An 18,552-nucleotide genomic window follows, 5' to 3' on the forward strand; every position below is an offset into this window, starting at 1 on the left:
TTCTTGCTGGTGACTACATAAAACCCCCATGTCCAATGACGCCAAAGAGAGGGGGGTACATCCACTGACAAACAGTTCATTCTCATATAGGAGGGAGAGGGGGGTGCGTCCAGTGTACACTCTCGAAAATCGATGAGAGTACAGTCGCTGCCTATTCCCGTGGAAAGTACTAAGTAGCGGCCTATTCAACCGGAACCGTATTGGGTAGAGAATTAAATTGGAGGGGGTTCTTTTGAACTGTTGGCGACTTAGACGCTCAGCTGAGTACACTGGACGCACCCCCCTCTCTGAGGGGTGATTTTCTGGGTTACTTCCGTGCGTCTCGTTACACTGGACGCACCCCTCCCTCCCCGAGCGCTCGTTGTGGCGACAAGGGAAATGTTCTACAAAGTGGAACAATTGGCTCTCCAGGTTGGCCACAACTATTTCACACCGGTGTCATATCGTATAAACTATGGTTGATCTCCGTTCGAGTATCTTCAGCAAGATTGCCTCCAAAGAGGTTCCTTTCAATTACCAATTTGGGGCACTGCTGGGATACTCGCTCGCGACGGGTTCTGATCTAATTGAAGTGGTTCATCAACGGGTTACACTTGATGATGAAACGAGACTGGTCGCTCTCCAAGACTACTCGGAGCTTGACGAGACGATCGACGAGGATGTGAGTGACTGCCAAATCGACATCGCGTTCATAGACCGAACCACTATCGTTGGAATCGAGTCTAAGCGAGACGACGACCTCACAAAGAACCAGCTGGATAGGGAGCTTCGGGTGCTTGAGCAAAATGCAGAAGGTCGTGACGTCGTCCTTCTTGCTGTGACCGAGGACACCAACCGTCCCGGCGTAATCGAGCGAGTTGACAAAGAGACCGAGCACACCGTGCTCTGGTCCTCATGGCATAGAATCGCGCTTCAATTTGAAGAAGAACTGAGTGACGGATACGAGCCAATTAGACACATGGTGAACGACTTATTCGACGACACAGGCTACACACTGCAGTTCGAGGGCTTTCCGGAACCTGCGCTCGATAGCGCGGTGTATCTCGAGTGGCTACAGCAATTCAAACATCTGATGTACGATCTTGAGACGGTGCTTCATTCCGGGCCGCTGTATCTCAATCGGGGAAGTGGTCAGAATCTGCCGTCGTTTGCGAGCAAGAATACGTCCTCGTCTAACTTAGAAGAACCATATCATCAGCCCGCTGCTGTGGCCCTGTTTGTTCCGTTTACGACCGACGCCGGTGTACCCGTCAACAACTACGGAAAGAGTGCTCATGTGAGCCTATACGGGAACTACCACGATGATGAGGTTGGGGTATTTCTTGACCTCAACCCCATGTACGATGGATGGTCTAAGGATGTCATTGAAGCCAACCAGGAAGAGATCGTTGACTCCGTGTTAGAGAATGACATGTTCTTACGGATTTCCCGGAACAGCCACTGCCACTACGACTTCCCCCCTAAAGACCTCACAACGCGTGCTGAAATCAGCGACTTTGTCGAGGAGAAAATAGGGACGAAAAACGGAAAGCGTGTGATGATTGGTCGGTTCTCATCCGAGGAGGAAACGCCAAGAGAGACGGTCGAGTCGTTCGCTTCAGAACTCGAATTCTTCCACGACTACTTCTTCGAGGACGGGAAAATATTCGGTCAGTATCGGACCGAATAGCGTCTCTTGGTTTGTCGCGCGATTGCTGACTGATGTCACGCCTTAATCAGGCGTAGGCGTATTCTCGGTCTACGCTTCTCTTGCCGATTCGAGCCTTTCATTCAACATCTCCAGAAGCTTCGCCCTGGCCTGCTCTGTTCGGTTTGGACGCACTGAGTGATGATCGATCTGAAAATCCCGAACAATTTGCTCGCGGTGGGTTTTCACCGAATCCACATAGAGAATCGACCCAGTATCGCCAGGGGATAAGAAGTCCAGAACGTAGGTCAAAAACCGTCTGTAGTCGCTCAAGTTGAGTTTCCCCCAAGGCTTGAACTTCGCATCACCAATCCAGACGAGCTTCCGATCGATTTCCAGCGCGAAATCGGGTGATTGTCGGGCACCAACACCAAAGGCCGGCTTGAGGTAGTTGCTGTGGCGACTCAGGCTGCGATTGTAGTACAGCGTCACGTTGTTTCCGAACGAATAACTCCCCTGAATGGTGTCAACCTCTGGTGGTTGACCACAAATCTCCGTCAGAATGTCTATGAGCAATCCGAGGCACCATAACTCATAGACCTTGCTCATAGGCTTGACTGCCGTATTGAGGTTTTTACTTAGCCGCAAGGAGAGGCTCTGCCCATGTTGGAACGCTTCCCATAGATCAACGATCTCAGCGATATCTCCGGTGGCTTCCCGCCTTATCTGAGCCAATATTTTGGGATCGGAAAAATTCGTCTCCAGTGCCGACCCAATCAACCGTTTCGGTAGCTGCTCGTCCAGAAACGTCTCGTGATACTGAAGCTGGCTGCCGAACCCCCGCTCATAGTACGCATAGGACTCAACCAACGGACGCATCTGCCCGGCTAAGTCGGCGTGAAACCGGACCAATAAGTAGTTTGTAAGTGTCTCAAAAGAAAAATTGACGGACTCTGTAACGATTTCTTGTGAACCCTCTGCTGCCAGCTGCATGGATTGAGCCATCAGTGGTCGCCCATCGGGAACCATCCCTCGAGACTGCTTGCGTGTTACTGCAACCGGAAGGCGGTTCGAACGGACGATTTCAGTCAAATCGATCAACACCTTACTGTAGGCCGCCAACTGCGCTCGCCGATCAAGAAGGAGATCGGGCGTTACGGGAAAGGCAGCCTCAAACGAACGGCTACCGATGGTTTCGACCCAGGACTGAATATCGCGCAGCATTGTCCGTTCCTCACCACGCTCAAGCCGATCAGAGGTGACAATAATATCGCCAGGGTAGTGGCCCACCCAACCATACGGGCAAAACTTCCCATCGACAATCTCTGGAGGTTCTTCTTCGACTCGTTCGACAGCAGGCAGGTTGGCTTGTTCTTCTTCGAAAGCCGATTGCACGTCTAACAAGTATGTCTGCAACTCATCCCATTCTTCGGGCGAGAGACCTAACTCCGTTCGGCTTGCCCGCTCATATGTTCCAAGCGGCATGTTACGACTCCAGAACCTGTTTGGTCTCTTTGGCCTCAGAAAGGATCTTAGCTGTTCGGGGGAGTTGCAGTTCCTCAGCAACCGCGATTACGTTCTCGAAACGTTCGACAGCATTGCTGTTACCTATGGTTTCCGCTCGGCGGAGTTCAGACATGAACTGCTCAAACTGTGGGACAAGATAGGAAACAACTGCCTGATCAAGTGTTTCTCTCGTCGTCTCTCCCGCAAACAGCAGCTCATGGGCGAGGATAAAACGAGCGGCATCAAGCAATAGTGCTTGCCCAATGTCGATGACATCGTTTTCAGTGGCGATCTGTGCGAAATACGTCAGAGTCTCCAACAAATCAAACTCGTCGGTGCAGAGTTCCTCGTTATTTCGGAGGTCTGCGAGCTTCTCTGCTGGGTCGTTCGCAAGTTCCGCGAAAACCACGCCTGTATCTGCTGCACTCGTTCCCTCGTCGGCAGTCACTTGGAAATCCCCGGGGATGGTATCAGCAAGCAGTTCCACGACGTACTCGCTTTCCTTGGACAGCTCCTTCTTCGCATCGGACAGATAATTGTTTGTGGTTGTTTCTGGCAGGTCCTGTGACTCAAGCAGCGAAGGAACGTGCACGAACGCGAACCGTCGCCGGAAGGCATACCCCAGAGAGAACAACTGGGCTTGGTCGTAGGTGTTCATTGTCCCGATAATCCGAAACGCCAGGGGGACCGGTTCATCCGTGTCGGCAAAGGAGAGCGGGACCTGCTCACGATAGTCGATATCAAGAAGGGTAAACACCTCTCCGAAAGCCTGATCCAGGTTAGCCCGATTGATCTCATCGATGAGCAACCAGGTTGGCTCACCCACCTGATCGATCGACCGCCGACAGTCAATAGCTGTCTTAGTCAGAAACCCTGCCTCTGTATCCCAGCCTTTCCCCGCCGGGCGGTACCCTCCAACAACTTGGTGGTTCGACCATTCAGCGTTCGCCGTCACAAGCCGATAGTCAGCGCAGACTGCGTTGGTCAACAGCTTTGCTGCCCTGGTCTTGCCTGTTCCTGGTGGGCCATAGAACAGGAGGTTCTTACCTGCTACGAGATGCGCCAATGACTGTCGGTAGAGTGCTGCTTGGTGGGATTCTTTCTCAAGTAGGCTCAAAATGCGCTTTCGCCAAACCTCTCCATACCGGATGAGTTCGTAGTCTGCTTCCTCGATTTCGATGATTGGCTCCTCAGTTGGTATCAAGATTGTGAGATGGTCACGCACAGCATCAAGTCGGACTGGATCGATCTCCTGGTACTCGTCGATTCGGACGACAGAATTTCCATTATCGACTCCTTCATCTGCATCCACCTTCACTGAACCCAACTCGCCAACTGCGTAGCACCGACCATCCTCAAGATAAATAAATTTTCCACCGTTTGCGGCCGCCCGGAGTTCCTCTCCTCCATATGATTCACCTTCGAAAACATACTCTGATGTCGGTGTCTCTGGGTTCAAATCGGTCCCAGTACGGAGTATAAAGTAGTTCGAATCGTCCGGTTCAGACATTGTACCGCCGTGGCGATTCTCGATGATTTCACTGAAGCTTCGAGCGTTATCCTCGATTCTCGATAGGGCCGGGTCGAAGCCGTTTTCGAGGAACTCATCGACGCCGTCAACGTCCTCAAACAGCCGACGTCCACACGAATCACCGATCGTTCCTTCAGTAACCTCTTCTCGATGTGCGATTATCCCCTGTGCGAATTGACGATCTGATTGGATAGAGTTCTTTGAGCCTCTGTCCAAGAGGGCCTCAAGCACGACGGCTCGGATTTGATGCCCTTTTTTCTCGGCATCATTCCATGTGTCAGGAAGGTGTTCGTCGAGAAGTGTGTCCACGTCTCGAAGCCGGTCCGCGGCCACGAGTCGATGCAGGAGTTCCTCAGTTGAGGGAGGCATTGACTCCGCGCTTGCTGCATCCATCACCTTCCAAAGATACCCATGCTCAACGATGGCGAATTCCTCCGATGGGGGGCTGTCGATTGGTTTGGCATCGAACCGCTCCCCATTTCCGGCAATCGTGACCCAGTAGACTGTCTTGTAATCGCGGTCCATGTCCTCGGGTTTCCGTGGCCATTCAAGACTGAAGGTCGACAACGGAGTATTTGCAACTACACCAATACCATAAAAATACGGTGTGTCTCCGTTTTGTTCATAGGCGATGACGACGTCACCTGCTTCGCAGGCTTCCCAGACACTCACTGCATCGGTATCCAGACTCTCGTGTACCGAATCCGGAGTCTTCAACACGTGGTTATCCCGCATATCCTGCCATATCCCGCTTGAGATCTTGGCAGTGTACACAGTCCGGTCCTTGAGAAAGGCCCCGAGCACGGACTTGAGATCATCGATAGAAATGTCTGACATGGATGGCTAATGAGAGGTCTGGCTATTGAATCTCCTCATTGGTGGGGTTTCGTATTCAGCCGGAGGAAGGGCGATGGAGGCTATCGACGAACGTGCGGATATCGTATCACAAATGAACAGAGCCTGAATACGGACTTCACACGCTTCGGATTGGTTTATACGCCTGGTTCACACCTTGATTAGGTGGTCGTAGACCCGCTCTATCGTCTGAATCGACCGATGCCGGACGTCGTACAGCATGTTCCCATCCTCGGCGTTCACCATCCGATAGGCGACGCTATGACGGAGCGCGTGTGGCGTCACGTCTCCTAACCTCGGGACCCGTTGAGCCGATACGGACGAACCTCGTCCGTCTCAGCAACTTTGTGAAGCATGTTTCGGACACTCTGCGTGCTGATACGGTCAGACGACCGTCCAGAGAACAGAGCCGGAGACTCTTTCCAGCGGTTGTTCAGGTACGAGGAGACGAGTCGAGTCACGTCAGTCGACAGCTCCATCGCCACCGGCTCGGGGCTACCGTCGTTCGGGTAGTCCTTCTGAATGTGGTCCGGTACATACAGCTCGCTGTTACCCTCTCGCAGCATCTCGACATCGACGTCGACCAGCTCTCCGACACGAAGCCCGGTGTCGTAGGTCAACGCGATGATCGTCTCGTTTCGCTGTTGGAGGTACGACGCACCGCCGTCGTAACACGCGGTGCGAAGCGCGTCGACTTGATCGGGCGTTAACCACACCTTTGCATGGAGTTTGCGATTTCGGTCACTTGGTGACTACCTGCTTAAAAAAGAAAGAGGGGTAGTAGGCACTTGAACTTTGGAGTCCTCGAGAAAATCCAAAATTGAATCGTATGTTGGTGTAGGTTATCTGCGCTTCATTAAGCAACTGCTTCCTCAATTATCTCAATGTCTTCTTCGGTCAGCCCGTACAGTTCATAAACGATCTCGTCGATGAGGGTGTCCGTCTGCTCAATTTTCTCTTCCAGTTTCTCAGCACGATTCATAGTTTCCAAGTAGTTCTCAAGACCGTCACGTACGTCCTCAACTTGGGGTAGAGTCAGGTCTTTCAGGCGGTCCACCAAAGAATTCGTCTTCGTCGCTGTCTCGCGGAAGTTCGCAAAACCACCCGCTTTGTCGACAGCAAGGGGTACGAACGTTTCAATGAGTTTTACCTCGTTCTCGGTGAGGTCCGTAATTCGGAGAGCAGAGAGTGAGTCGGTCTCTGTGTAACCCCAGCGATCGGTCTCGTGAGAACTATCTTCGTCAGGTTTGTACCGCGCAGTAAGTCGGACTTCCACAGTTGAATTAGATTCACGAACGACCTCAGCGTGCCCAACCCGGATATTTGGCTTCTGTTCAGCTGTCTCTTGAAGCACTGAATCGGCAGCGTTCTGTGGTGGTTGTGTTAGTCCTACCTCTGCGAGCGTTGGGCCATCATTGTAGCTCCCAAGGTGATCAAGGAGAGATGTGTTGAGAGCCGAACGTTGGTTCCGGAGACTGATTGCTTCCCTTGATAGGTCCGCTAACTCCTCATTGTCTGAAATGCCTTTACTGACCGGCACTTGTTCGACGTGTACTGCTCTGAACTCTTGATACCCACCTCTGAGCCCAGAGAGCTCCGCTTTAACCCAAAACCGTGTGAGGTTAGAATTGAGAATTGAGAGAAGCGCATAGTCTTCTTGCGGGATTGAATACAACTTGTCATTGATGTAGTAACCATCCGTATCCATTGTGAAATTTGGACCGTCAGCAATGACGGGGTATACGATCTTGGTCTCCTCTAATTCATCATAATAGTCGCATGGTCTGAGTTCCCACCAACACTCTCCTCGGTCATGTCGATCACGTGCATCTGACTCAAATTGAGAAAGATGGTTGGCTACCTCTGGGAATTCCTCGCAGAACCATTGCCAAGCGGCCTCCTCTGTATCAACACCGGCTGTAGATTTTGTCCACCCGGATGGAATTGCAATAATATGTCGATCCTGATATTCCGTGTGGTATCGGTGGACATCACTTCCTTTTAGCAGGTTTCGAATGTGTGGTAATTCGTCAGAGAATGTCTCCCCGAGCTCTCCGGAGAATATGAATGCATCATTCAACCCGGTGAGTAAGCCTCTCCGTAGGTCGACATCAAGATATTCAGTCAATTTATCGGATCTTTCACTTATTCGGTCCAGAATCTCGGTGACCTCTGCGGATTGAATTCTCCATCCGGAATCAATGAATTCGTCTTTTGGGATCTCGTAGCCGATATTTGAGACCATATCCCTGACGCTTTGGAAGTCAAGATCGGTCGGGCGAGCGAGCGTAACATTCTCATCAGACCCCCTCTTCTCTGCAATGAATATCAACGGATACGCGGAAACGTCTCTTCCAAACACGGGTAATGAGTGGAAATCGATGGCAGTTCGGAGTTCAACCTCAGACGACAAGAAATCGCGAAGCCCCGACCCATACTCTGCATGCAAGAACTTATTTGACACAACATATCCCAGATCACCGCCAGGACTGACCATCTTGCAGAACTTTTCGAGGAAATAAGTGTATAGATCGGCTGAGCTGTCGTACGACTCGTACTTGCTCTTGAAAAACGGCTTGTTTCTCGTCAATTGTTCTTGGCGCACATATGGTGGATTCCCGATTACTGCGTCGAATCCTGCATCTTCTCGTTTCTCCCCTTCGGCCCCGAAGAAAATCTCTGGGTATTCAAGTTCCCAGTGGAAGAAGTTCTCTTCGTCCGCCATCGCCTGTGCTGTCTGATACCAATCTTCGCCACGTATCTCGGACCAATCGTCTTCGTCCTCGATCGCATTGGCCATCTTCTCGTAGACGCCGTCGGGCACTTCCAACCCAAAGAGCTCTGCAGTGTGCACATTTGCTAACTCAAAGAGTCGTCCGTACAAAGGATCCTCACGGATTTCGGCGTACAGTTCTTCCATCGACTTGATGTCCTCGTACACCTCGTTGTCGATGGCTAACAACTCTGACATTCGGTCCATCACGTGCTCAAGTGTCCGCTGGCGAGCCCGAGCAACCGCCTGAAACAGTGTTATCTGTCCGTCGTCTTCCTCGGGATTGTCCTCAGAGAGAACCTCGGTAATGTCGGAACCGACAAGCGAGTTCCCATCTTTTAGGTGGTGGTCTAAGAATGCGAGCGGTTTCTCCTCAGCGAGCGTCTCCAGCCACATGGAAAGCTTTGCCAACTCAACGGCCATCCCGTTAATATCTACACCATAGATGCACTCCCGTGAGACACGCCGCCTAATGTCCTGCTCGTTGAGCACGCCAGCAGTCTCCTCAACCTCACGACCCAACTCCATGATGCGTTCAGCGAGGTAGCCCGTAGCCTTCGTGAGGAAATGACCGGACCCCATCGCGGGGTCGAGCACAGATAAATCGAGGATTTCGTCGGCGAAACGGAACACATACTCCTGAGTGCCTGGTTCAAGTCCACGCTCGTCAAGTCCCTTCTCAATTTCTCCGACCAGCGGATCGATTGTCTCCTCAACGATATACGTCACGACATAGTCGGGTGTGTAGTACGAACCCGTAGCCTTCCTTTCCCCGTTGTCGTTGACAACGTACAACTCCCCTTCTTCGACTGTTTCAATGGCATCCGCGACACTCACTTTTGTCGCGGGTTTCCACACTTGTCCGCCACCCTCAGTAACGGCGGCAAACTGTTCTGGTGCGATTCGAAATTCATGTTCAAGTAGGCCTTCGTAAATAGTGCCGAGGTGGCGGGTATCAAGATCGGCGTAGTCTGCAAGTACGAAGCCGCTACCATCCTCGGCATGTGTTGTTCCCAGGCGGTAGACGACTTCAGCGATGTAACGGTTGGCCACTTCGTGCTCGGCGAGGAACTCGTGAGACTCTCGCTCAAATAACCCTCCGTTGTACGGTGGGATTCCGAGTGACTCCTCACCCGCGTCGACAAGCCGGAAAAGGTCCTCTAACCGGCCCCACATGGACGTGGAAAGTTCGCTGAAGTCATCGAATGATCCCCCGGACGTGATCTCATCGTGTATCTCTCGCCGGAGTTCGTCGAGACTGAAGTTCTCCTCGAACTCCGATCGTTTTCCCGGCTCGTTCGGACTGATCAGTCCCCGTGACTCGGCGTAGAGTACGAACATGAGCCGATACAGTAACACCAGGGACTGCTCTTTCAGTTCCTTGCGTTTGTCATCGTCTTCGGGTCCAATCCCAAGGTTGTTCGTCTCAACGAAACCTTCGCCAAGCACCCGGAGTGCAGTAAAAACGTTGTCTTGGAGGTCTTCACCGAGTTCCTGCGCAGCAGTCTCAGATTCATTCCAGACGGTATCAAGGAACGATGTACCCGCCACCTCGCGGAACGCATCCGGTCGGAAGAAGACGTAAAAGTATTTGAACGCCTCTACGCTTCCAGACTCCAATAGCTCTGGGAGGTCGACCTCGTAATACGTCTGTGTCTCGTAGTCTTTGATTCCGTACAGACGCCACTTACGACCGTTCGTGAGGATTCCCCACTTGAGCGAGTCCGGTGTCCGTTCGAGATAGTACTTCACTTGGTGGGAAGCGTCGCGGTACTGTCGCTGTTCACTGAACGTCTTGTTGAAGCCTGCATCCCATTGTTTCGCCTCAAGGAGCGCTGATGCCCGCCCAAACGTTCCCGATAGCATACCGTCTTGCTTCATCGCCATCGCGTCTCGGCGGTCTTCCGGCGAGTCGTACAACACGCGGTCAATGAATCCACCTGAGTTCGGGAGTGAGGTTTCCTGAATTGTGTCGAATCCGAGTACGTCAAGCATCTGATCAATCCACGAGCCGAGAAGTGTGTCTTCGTTGTACCCCTCAACAAGCGTTTTCTCGTTTCTCCACAACGTCCGCAACTCCTCAAATACCGCTTCTGCCTCCTCGTCACAGTCCCACGCGTCACGATCCGCGACGCGCTCGTCGAGATAATACCCCGAGAAAAGGTTCGAATTTAGATAGGGAGCAGACCCGAGCGTGGCTTGGCTCATCTGTTACTCCTTACCCGTTGTTCTACATTGATTAATACAGGGGTTCGGCAAACGGTAGTGTTCAGATAAGCTGATTCCATGCGAAGGCGAACGATCTGAGCCAATCGTCGGCTGTGTCTGCTTCGGCGTTGCTGAAACAGTTTGAGAACGAGGATGTTCTACGTTTTATCTCACGAAAGACACGTTCGACACTGTTTCGATTCCCGTGTTTCTCATAGCGGAATCGCAGTCCGTGTCGAATGCAGGCGTCTTGCAGTGGTTTCGCGCCATCGACGAGAAACACGGCGTCGTCGACGTCGTGTTTCTCGCGGAGTTCGCCGAAGAACGAATGAGCGAGAACCTTGGTTCTCGTTGGTTCAAGTGTTGTATGGAGTAATTCATTTGTTTCTGGATCGACAGCCGCGTACAGCCAGTACTGCTCATCATTGAGTCGAATCACGGTTTCGTCAACCGCAACGTGATTCGGGCTTCGACCATCGTCGGGCTGTAGATCGGCCTTGTGCACCCAGTTATGAACCGTGGAACGAGCCCGTTCGACACCGAATACCTCAAGAACAGAAACAGTATTCGAAAGCGACAACCCAGCGAGATGGGGTTGAATACTGAGCTTCATCAGCAGTTGCGGTGTCGCTTCTCGTTCCACAAACTCTAACTCGATCTGGTCGAGATTACCGCCGAGGCGAGCGTTTTCGGGCATAGAGCACTCGGAAAACGCTTTGCCTCACCTTTCAATCCTTATCTGAACACCGCCGTTGCTTGCCGCGTATATGTTTCTACAGATTATGGATTGGATGGGATTCAGCCTCCCAGTATGGTTTGAACTTGCTGAGGTGGTGCGCTCGATCTTCTCACTTCCATCAACTACTCTGGAAGCTCTGTCCATATTGCCAACTGAATCAGAGCTTTAGCTTCTAGTTGATGCAGCAGAAATGTGGATTTGAATGTACCCGTGGCATTATTGGAAAGAGTGGCACCCAAACACTGTGACATGCTCCCATGGCTTTATAAATCCAAATCCCGTAATGTGATTGTGACGCCGAACGAAAAAGACCACGTCACCAGTATCCCAACAGTTGAGGCTGAAAGGTCCAACGGGAGCCTCGACGTGAACTCTCTTGTTAATGCAAACAATGACGACCAGTTTGCTGATTTGTTCACGGATACAACCGACGGAGGTCTTCCAACTAACGCAAATACCGTTCCTGTACCGACTACCAACAAACAGAACCCAGATTACCTCAATCTCGGGAAAAGTCTCCTCTCCGGGTACGCAGAGTGGAAAGAAGGAGAATTTGAGCACGACCCCCATGAGGACCCCGTCAGGTATCTGTTGCACGACTCTCCTGAGTTGATTGTCGCTGCCGTTGTAGCGGGGTATCTCTCATACAAGGGGATACAAGGACTTGGTAGTCTGGCATCATCTGCTTCGACTTCAGACAAGGCTAAATCACGCACACAACCACGCCTACCCTTAGAAAATCGGGCATATAGGCTGTTTGTGAGTCATTCGTGGAAATACTCCGAACACTTCGAGCGTATCCAAGAGTTCCTTGATGACGATGACCGACTTGAATGGCATAACTTCAGCATCCCAGAAGACGATCCCCTAGAATTCGAAGATAGAAACGACCTTCGTCAGAAACTCTACCAGCAGGTTCGACAAGCGAACGTTATCATCGTCATCGCAGGGATGTATGTTTCGCATAGCGAATGGATCGAAGAAGAAATCGAGATGGCAGAACACTTTGATAAGCCCATTATCGGTGTAAGACCGAATGGGAATCAGCGAATCCCAGCGTCGGTGCAGGAAGCAGCAGTTGATATCGTTGGATGGAGGCAAAAGTCGATTGTGAACGCAATTGCGAAACATGGCTAAGGAGGATAGGAACGAGGGAAATCTTCCTACTGGTTCAAATAATGAATCAGACAACTCCACTAACCTCGATCGTGACGAGACTCTCATTGATCAATATACGCACTACGCAGGAAGTGCAATGGCAGTGTCCGACCGAAGGCTTAGCACAAATCGGTTTTATGTTTCACTCCTGTCGGGCATTCTGGTTGTAATTACGTTTATTGCCCAAGGTCCACTTTCTCGTGCTCAACAGGTTGGATTGGTTACAGTTGGTCTCCTTGGAGTTTGTCTTTGTGGACTTTGGTATCAGACTGTGGACTCCCACCGTCGATTGAATCAAGCAAAGTACGAGATCCTCCACAATATGGAGTCCGAACTCGCGTATCCGGTGTACAAGGAAGAGTGGGACAAAATTGGACCAACCGGAGTGAGCGAACAAAAGAGAAATCGATTCCCTCGTATTCAGATGCTTCTCGAGGTTCTGTGGGACATTACTCGAAACACAGATGAAGTCCAATATTACGAGCAAACAACAGTTGAGAAGACTATTGCTGCACTCCTAGCACTTCTGTATGCTCTTCTTACGGTGTACGGGATAGGTTTGATATTTAATCTGGTGACGGGTTAGGTGTTGAAATGTCACTTCGAAAGTGGGTTTCGAAGTAGACCCACAAGCCTTAGCGGTACCGAGACACCGCCAAACCGTCCCATAGTGTGATTACGTCGCAGCTTTCAAAAATAACTCTCCGTAGCTCCACGTGACGCACCCGGAATGGCATTCCTTTGTATTCAAATTGGGTGACAACGGTGCATTGCCACAGTCAAGATATTCCCTCAAACTTATCACGATAGGTATAATTATTTATATCATGAGTGTTAATGTCGGAGACCTATCTAGATACCTGATAATCGCAGGAATCGGCGTTGGTGTTCTTGTGTTACGTGAACGTGGAGAGTTGGCTCGAGTTTACGATGTTGGTGGACTAACCATACAGACTGCAACGTTTGGGTGGGGTGCCATTGGGTTTGCTTCCGTGATTTGCGTCCTCGCATATCTATTCTGGATTCGAAATATGCTCTGAGTTTTCATTTTTTGACCCACGCCTATCTCGAAGCCCCTTGAGCGACCCAACACCCAAGATCGAGACTTCCCCCGGAGATCGGTCACCACCGGGACCCCGCCAACCCACACCACTGTGTTAGTAAGTATGCGACCACGGGAGGTGTCTGGTGGTGGTGGATTCTCGCAGTGTACGCTGTCTGTTGGTTTGACGTTCGAGACCGACCACAGCCTGTATTCGTAACGAGTCACATTGGAGATAGAACTAAGTAGGATTGGGTGGCCGATGGGGTGTCAGCAATGGTATTCCGAAAGCTCCGAAACCACGACGGTACTCCGCTCGTTGCACTCGACCGTGACGATCTCGTCCTCGACGGCGTCATCGCTGCAGACGAGGACAAACGTGAGGACTAGAACATGCACGTCCAACGACTCGGTAAAGGCGTCTACGTCGTTTGACCGGTGCCGGAGGATGGGGCGATGAAGCCCCTGCACGAGACCGAACTTCTGCAAGGGCTCGTTGGGGAGAGATGAGCACAGAGAAACGAATGTAGTGAGTCTCAGTTACCTACTAGAAGACCAGCAAGGAGTTTGCGGGTATTGGTCTTGTTACTTTCACCAGTAGTTATCTACCGGTTCTTCGCGACGCAGTTGGCTGATAAGCGAAATCTTGTGCTTGTACATCCAAGGAGCATCTGCTACTTTTTTACTGGCTGTGATCACCTCTCTCTCTTCTGGAGGGATCGTAAGCTGATCTGGACGGTCAGTTGCTTCCCTGAACCCATATCTCTGAGCATCTAGTATTCTATCTGTATCCCACCGGTTACCTCGGATATAATCGTCATCGGGGAAGCGTTCGCACAGGGTTTCAATCATTGACTCTAATTTTTCTCCATATCCAACCGGACCAAATATCTCATGGAAGGCATTAATTCCCTGAAGAAAATTGTACTTCCAAACCTCCTGTGTATCGTTTAACTCAAGGCGAGATATTTCGGTCGAAGGGAATTGAGGTTCAATGTTGAACGTATTTGGATCTAATAAGAGTAACAACTTGTCAGTACTAATCGGACAGAAGACTTCCTTTCCTGTGAACTGGAGTTCATCAAATACGGTTTTATCTGGGTGCTCATCCTGATACATAACAACAGGACTATCGGAAGTGAAGAAAGAGAGATCAGTCTTATTCTCTATAACCCTCCACCCCATGAATTGGAAGCCTTCGTAGCGTTCCTGTGAATCGATTTCTATGATCGATTCCCAATCCGCTTCAACCGGAACCCCTGCGGCTTGGAAAATCTCATGTCTCAATCTGTGGAACGTCTTGGCTTTAGGAGACCGGTCTCTTTGAAAAACGATAAACTGAGAGATATTAGCGATGTCTTCTTCTGAGAGATCGCTTCCATTATCTATTTTCCTCAGGGATTCCACCATCGCCTTTTCTGCTCGAGTAGTCTCGTTACTCTCAAACAAACCATCAGCGTAGTTCTCTGTGGAGGCTGCGTTCTCCACGGAGAACCTATCTATGGGGTCGTAGTAGTCACCTCCACCATGCTTCTCTACTAACGAATATCTGGATATCACGCTCTCATTGGCAGGGGAGAATAATCGCAGATAGGATCTCTGGACGTAATGTTCGTTTACCATCAGTGCAGTCGAGTAATGAAACGTATTGGCTGCTCCAAATTCTATTCGGTGAGGTCAGGTTATCCACCTCTATTCAGAGAATGGTTCCTCGTCCGGGTCTTCAGTATACTCACTGGTCGCTTATAGATCGAAGCAAGTGGTCAAATATCTGTGAGCCACCGGCTATGGAGGCGAAGCCAACTAAGTCCTGGAGAGTAGTTACTCCAACATACTTGTCGGGGAAAAAGAAAAGAACATACACCCGATCCACTTTCGGATACGCATAGATATTCTCCCCACTGTTGTCTTTCTTCGCATCCTCGAATTTTACCGGCTCAAGGACTTGTTGATAGAACTTACCTCGCTCCGAGAGGTCTGAATTCCACTTTTCGACCAACTCAACTCTCTTCTGTCCATTCACTCGTAACCCAGCACTAGTGTCTCGAATAACACCGCGGTCGAACAGATACTCTCTCACCGCATCCATTTTGACTTTCCCAACGATCTCAAAGGGAATCTGATCAACAGGGACAGGGGGAGCTAAGGATCGAATGTATCCGTAGATCTCAGCGACGAATTCCTCTGGAGGGAGATTCCCATTCCCGCTTCTCCTGTCGTCGATGTCTTCTCTGGTTACGTGATAAAGGATGGAATTCTCATCGAATCCGAGTGTGAAGTGACGGTTGTTCCAGTCATTAGTGACTGAGAACCCGGTAGAGGTGGTGTTGAACCCGAGTGTGTCACTGCCGAAGCGGACGGTGACGCCGTCGTCGTTAGTATCGACGTAGATATTTGCTTTTGAGCCTAAGTTGAACGCGTTCACTGGTCATAAGAACCACTAGTTAGTATTGCGACAATTCATTAAATAGTGTCTATTCGATTTCGTATTGTTTTCGACCACCAGATTGGACGTCCCTTATCAAGGGGACGAGTTTGAGGAAGTGGCTGTATCAGACTTGCATTCACTTCTCCAGCGAGATACAACTCACCCCAATCTGTTATTTCGAATAACTCTGGATCTTCCTCGTCACCAATCGGAGCTACAAGCCCAGCATGTTCAAGTATATGACAGCATGGTAGATCGCTACGACTCGGATTCTGCATTTGGGTTATCAGAGGATACACCTCCACCGAAATCGGATAAGTCAGTCATGATTCATTCTTGTCTGAACGAACCAACAATAACTCTATTCCTCGGAGAGTAGTTGAGAGTCGGAAGTAGAACGAGAACACTGACCTGAAAAAACAATCCTTCCCTGTAGAATAGCTTCGAATTAGTCGTCAAAAACCACACCCTCACTTTTCCACCTAAGCGAGGCTATCTGGAAACGCTCAATGTCTTTGTCGGACGCAATTCCAGAGCCACAATATTGTCCTTGAACACAGTGTGCTCTCTACGGCAGAGAACAATCAAATTTCTCAACAACCATCACCAAAAGTCTCATATCTGATGTAGTGCTTTATTACAAGTACATCCAATTTGAGACACCATGCTAGAGGAGAATGAGTTGCGAATCATGGCGACACTGGGTTCCCCTAAAAAGCGCCGAGCACTTGCCGCTGAACTCGGGTACGAGCCGGGGACCATCACGAACGCTGTGATACATCTCGAAAAATTGGGATTGGTCACCCGCGAACGGATGGGCAACGAGACGATAATACACCCTACGTCTGCGAAGTGCCTCGAGGTGTATCAGGACCTCACGGCAACCAACTCCCACGTTGACTTCCCGGAATTGCTGACGTCGTCGATGCTTCGCGTCCTCTATTATCTCCACGCCGATGAAACGGTGTCGGCAGCCGAGCTTGCCCAACGAACCGATGTGTCACGAGCAACTGTCTATCGGACGCTCAAGACGCTTACAAACCGGGCAATAGCTCTTAAGCAAGGAACTAGATACCGCCTCACCGAACAATTCTCAGGACTTCACAAGTTCGCTGTGGAACTCCGGCACCAACACCACCGTATGCAAATCCAGACCGACATCGGAGGTGGAACACTTCTGTGGGAATCTTATGACGAGTTCATTGTGCGAACAGACGAGGTTGTTAACGACAGTCAGTACCTGCTGACAGGACTCGATGCATTCAGCGAATACGGTCTGCAGTTCTTCACGCGCTCGGGGAACTATTACTTCTACTCAGAAAGTCGAGAGTCACTCTCACCGGCCGACTTGGTCTGTCACCTACTCCTCATCGAGAACGACGCTCGCCACCGAAAGTACGCTATGCTTCTCATTACCGCGACCAACACATCCCACGAAGACGTTCGCGAAGTCGCAACATCCTACGGAGTCGAAAACATCATTTCACCTCTCTTGACGTACCTACGAACAGAAGGCGAACAGTCCTCAGCGCAAACCCCACCCTGGTCTGAAATGGAATCGCTCGCTCGTGACTACGAGGTAGAGATATGACCCGCGAATCGACATTGGAATACACGGCGATTCGAGAACAGTTTCACGAACTCGCGGACCTAATCAACGAACCGATCACGGTTTACCTCATTGGGGGAGGCGCTCTTACACTCCAAGAGCTCAAGAACGCGACAAAAGATATCGACCTCATTGTTAGAGAAGAGTACGAACTCAAGCAGCTTTGGGCAGCACTCACCGCAGCGGGATATGAACCGCCAGAAGATCTCGAACAAGAGTATGACGAACTTGATGCGGCGTTCATCCTCGAGAACGGTAAGCGTCGATTCGACGTCTTCCACAGACAAGTCGCCGGCGTACTCATGCTGAGTGACGACATGGAGGCCCGAAGCCAGCACCTCTTCGAAGACGGACCGTTGACTGTCCGGATGGTGTCGCTCGACGATATCTTCCTCTTCAAATCGGTCGCGAACAGAGACGATGACGTCGACGACATGGTTGTACTCGCACAAGCAGGGATCGATGAGGAGTTAATCGTCCAAGAGGTGCACACCCAGTTGTCGCTTATTGGTCGAGACGAGTTCGTCGGTGCCATGAAACACAAACTCGCCCGCCTCAAAGAGCAAGGGTACTCGTTCGACATCCAAGATGAAATCGAACGTTTGCACTCGCGAACCGTGGACGGTGAACGGGTCGCTCAGTGTATTCGACTACTTGCGGAAACCGAATACGATGACGACCTGTACGAAGGAGTTCCCGAACGGACAGTCGAATCGAGAGTTGGTGAGGAGACAGCCACGTCTGGTATTAAATGGCTCCAACAGATCGGGCTCGTAAGATACGGTGAGGACGGGTCACTCGTCCTCCAAGAGAAAATTTGATACTCGAATGGTAAAAGCCAAACATCGTTTCCTCGCACAATCAGTTAATGAGTGAGTCAACAGACGCGGACACGAGACCAAAAATATCAGTTGCAGTCGTAGATAAGACGCACACGAACGAAATCCCAGACAATATTGACTCTGAATTATATACGACAACAAGGCCTGAGTCATCGTTGGTTGAGTTTGCGGCTGACCCTGACGGGGAGCTGGCAGAGGCACTCAGGCGAAACGGATTCGACGTCTGAGCTAATC

At 50.7% G+C, this 18,552-nt stretch carries 12 protein-coding genes and 1 pseudogene; 6 read left to right on the plus strand and 7 right to left on the minus strand.

The window, feature by feature from the left end; genetic code table 11:
- Nucleotides 1-454 precede the first annotated feature (454 nt).
- On the plus strand, nucleotides 455-1,669 hold the full coding sequence (locus ACFQI8_RS14255; RefSeq protein ID WP_390245893.1) for a hypothetical protein: 1,215 nt from the start codon (nucleotides 455-457) through the stop codon (nucleotides 1,667-1,669).
- A gap of 69 nt (nucleotides 1,670-1,738) precedes the next feature.
- Here ACFQI8_RS14255 and ACFQI8_RS14260 read toward each other — a convergent pair whose 3' ends face one another.
- From ACFQI8_RS14260 to ACFQI8_RS14280, 5 genes and pseudogenes are all read right to left on the minus strand, one after another.
- Nucleotides 1,739-3,112 carry a hypothetical protein gene (locus ACFQI8_RS14260; RefSeq protein WP_390245895.1) on the minus strand — a complete coding sequence of 458 codons (1,374 nt, stop codon included), beginning with the start codon at nucleotides 3,110-3,112 and terminating at the stop codon, nucleotides 1,739-1,741.
- Nucleotide 3,113: 1 nt separating this feature from the next.
- Nucleotides 3,114-5,501: an AAA family ATPase gene (locus ACFQI8_RS14265; RefSeq protein ID WP_390245897.1), complete on the minus strand. Its 2,388-nt coding sequence runs from the start codon at nucleotides 5,499-5,501 to the stop codon at nucleotides 3,114-3,116.
- Between the two features lie 168 nt (nucleotides 5,502-5,669).
- A pseudogene (locus ACFQI8_RS14270) lies at nucleotides 5,670-6,235 on the minus strand (tyrosine-type recombinase/integrase).
- Nucleotides 6,236-6,375: 140 nt separating this feature from the next.
- Nucleotides 6,376-10,500 (minus strand): Eco57I restriction-modification methylase domain-containing protein, encoded by a 4,125-nt coding sequence (locus tag ACFQI8_RS14275; protein WP_390245899.1) that lies wholly within the window; start codon nucleotides 10,498-10,500, stop codon nucleotides 6,376-6,378.
- Between the two features lie 61 nt (nucleotides 10,501-10,561).
- On the minus strand, nucleotides 10,562-11,197 hold the full coding sequence (locus ACFQI8_RS14280; RefSeq protein WP_390245901.1) for an IS6 family transposase: 636 nt from the start codon (nucleotides 11,195-11,197) through the stop codon (nucleotides 10,562-10,564).
- A 333-nt stretch (nucleotides 11,198-11,530) separates the two neighbouring features.
- On the opposite strand from ACFQI8_RS14280, the gene ACFQI8_RS14285 reads away from it, so the two are divergent.
- From ACFQI8_RS14285 to ACFQI8_RS19510, 3 genes are all read left to right on the plus strand, one after another.
- Nucleotides 11,531-12,376 carry a TIR domain-containing protein gene (locus ACFQI8_RS14285; protein ID WP_390245903.1) on the plus strand — a complete coding sequence of 282 codons (846 nt, stop codon included), beginning with the start codon at nucleotides 11,531-11,533 and terminating at the stop codon, nucleotides 12,374-12,376.
- Nucleotides 12,369-12,983, plus strand: a complete 615-nt coding sequence (locus ACFQI8_RS14290) for a RipA family octameric membrane protein (protein ID WP_390245905.1) — start codon at nucleotides 12,369-12,371, stop codon at nucleotides 12,981-12,983. Before ACFQI8_RS14285 ends, ACFQI8_RS14290 begins: the two co-directional genes overlap by 8 nt.
- A gap of 732 nt (nucleotides 12,984-13,715) precedes the next feature.
- Nucleotides 13,716-13,829, plus strand: coding sequence for a DUF8053 family protein (locus tag ACFQI8_RS19510; protein WP_465261717.1), 114 nt, complete (start codon nucleotides 13,716-13,718; stop codon nucleotides 13,827-13,829).
- Nucleotides 13,830-14,030: 201 nt separating this feature from the next.
- Here ACFQI8_RS19510 and ACFQI8_RS14300 read toward each other — a convergent pair whose 3' ends face one another.
- Nucleotides 14,031-15,062 (minus strand): DUF4238 domain-containing protein, encoded by a 1,032-nt coding sequence (locus tag ACFQI8_RS14300; RefSeq protein WP_390245909.1) that lies wholly within the window; start codon nucleotides 15,060-15,062, stop codon nucleotides 14,031-14,033.
- A gap of 109 nt (nucleotides 15,063-15,171) precedes the next feature.
- Nucleotides 15,172-15,864 carry a hypothetical protein gene (locus ACFQI8_RS14305; protein ID WP_390245911.1) on the minus strand — a complete coding sequence of 231 codons (693 nt, stop codon included), beginning with the start codon at nucleotides 15,862-15,864 and terminating at the stop codon, nucleotides 15,172-15,174.
- A 667-nt stretch (nucleotides 15,865-16,531) separates the two neighbouring features.
- Here ACFQI8_RS14305 and ACFQI8_RS14310 point away from each other — a divergent pair.
- Nucleotides 16,532-17,458, plus strand: a complete 927-nt coding sequence (locus tag ACFQI8_RS14310) for an HTH domain-containing protein (RefSeq protein WP_390245913.1) — start codon at nucleotides 16,532-16,534, stop codon at nucleotides 17,456-17,458.
- Nucleotides 17,455-18,297: a DUF6036 family nucleotidyltransferase gene (locus ACFQI8_RS14315; RefSeq protein WP_390245915.1), complete on the plus strand. Its 843-nt coding sequence runs from the start codon at nucleotides 17,455-17,457 to the stop codon at nucleotides 18,295-18,297. Before ACFQI8_RS14310 ends, ACFQI8_RS14315 begins: the two co-directional genes overlap by 4 nt.
- Nucleotides 18,298-18,552 lie beyond the last annotated feature (255 nt).

It is taken from the genome of Haloferax chudinovii, assembly GCF_042663345.1.
In the GTDB taxonomy this organism is placed as follows: domain Archaea; phylum Halobacteriota; class Halobacteria; order Halobacteriales; family Haloferacaceae; genus Haloferax; species Haloferax chudinovii.

Coding starts and splice junctions, on each gene's coding strand:
- ACFQI8_RS14255 (WP_390245893.1), top strand. CDS start 455: ATGGTTGATCTCCGTTCGAGTATCTTCAGCAAGATTGCCTCCAAAGAG.
- ACFQI8_RS14260 (WP_390245895.1), bottom strand. CDS start 3,112: ATGCCGCTTGGAACATATGAGCGGGCAAGCCGAACGGAGTTAGGTCTC.
- ACFQI8_RS14265 (WP_390245897.1), bottom strand. CDS start 5,501: ATGTCAGACATTTCTATCGATGATCTCAAGTCCGTGCTCGGGGCCTTT.
- ACFQI8_RS14275 (WP_390245899.1), bottom strand. CDS start 10,500: ATGAGCCAAGCCACGCTCGGGTCTGCTCCCTATCTAAATTCGAACCTT.
- ACFQI8_RS14280 (WP_390245901.1), bottom strand. CDS start 11,197: ATGCCCGAAAACGCTCGCCTCGGCGGTAATCTCGACCAGATCGAGTTA.
- ACFQI8_RS14290 (WP_390245905.1), top strand. CDS start 12,369: ATGGCTAAGGAGGATAGGAACGAGGGAAATCTTCCTACTGGTTCAAAT.
- ACFQI8_RS19510 (WP_465261717.1), top strand. CDS start 13,716: ATGGTATTCCGAAAGCTCCGAAACCACGACGGTACTCCGCTCGTTGCA.
- ACFQI8_RS14300 (WP_390245909.1), bottom strand. CDS start 15,062: ATGGTAAACGAACATTACGTCCAGAGATCCTATCTGCGATTATTCTCC.
- ACFQI8_RS14310 (WP_390245913.1), top strand. CDS start 16,532: ATGCTAGAGGAGAATGAGTTGCGAATCATGGCGACACTGGGTTCCCCT.
- ACFQI8_RS14315 (WP_390245915.1), top strand. CDS start 17,455: ATGACCCGCGAATCGACATTGGAATACACGGCGATTCGAGAACAGTTT.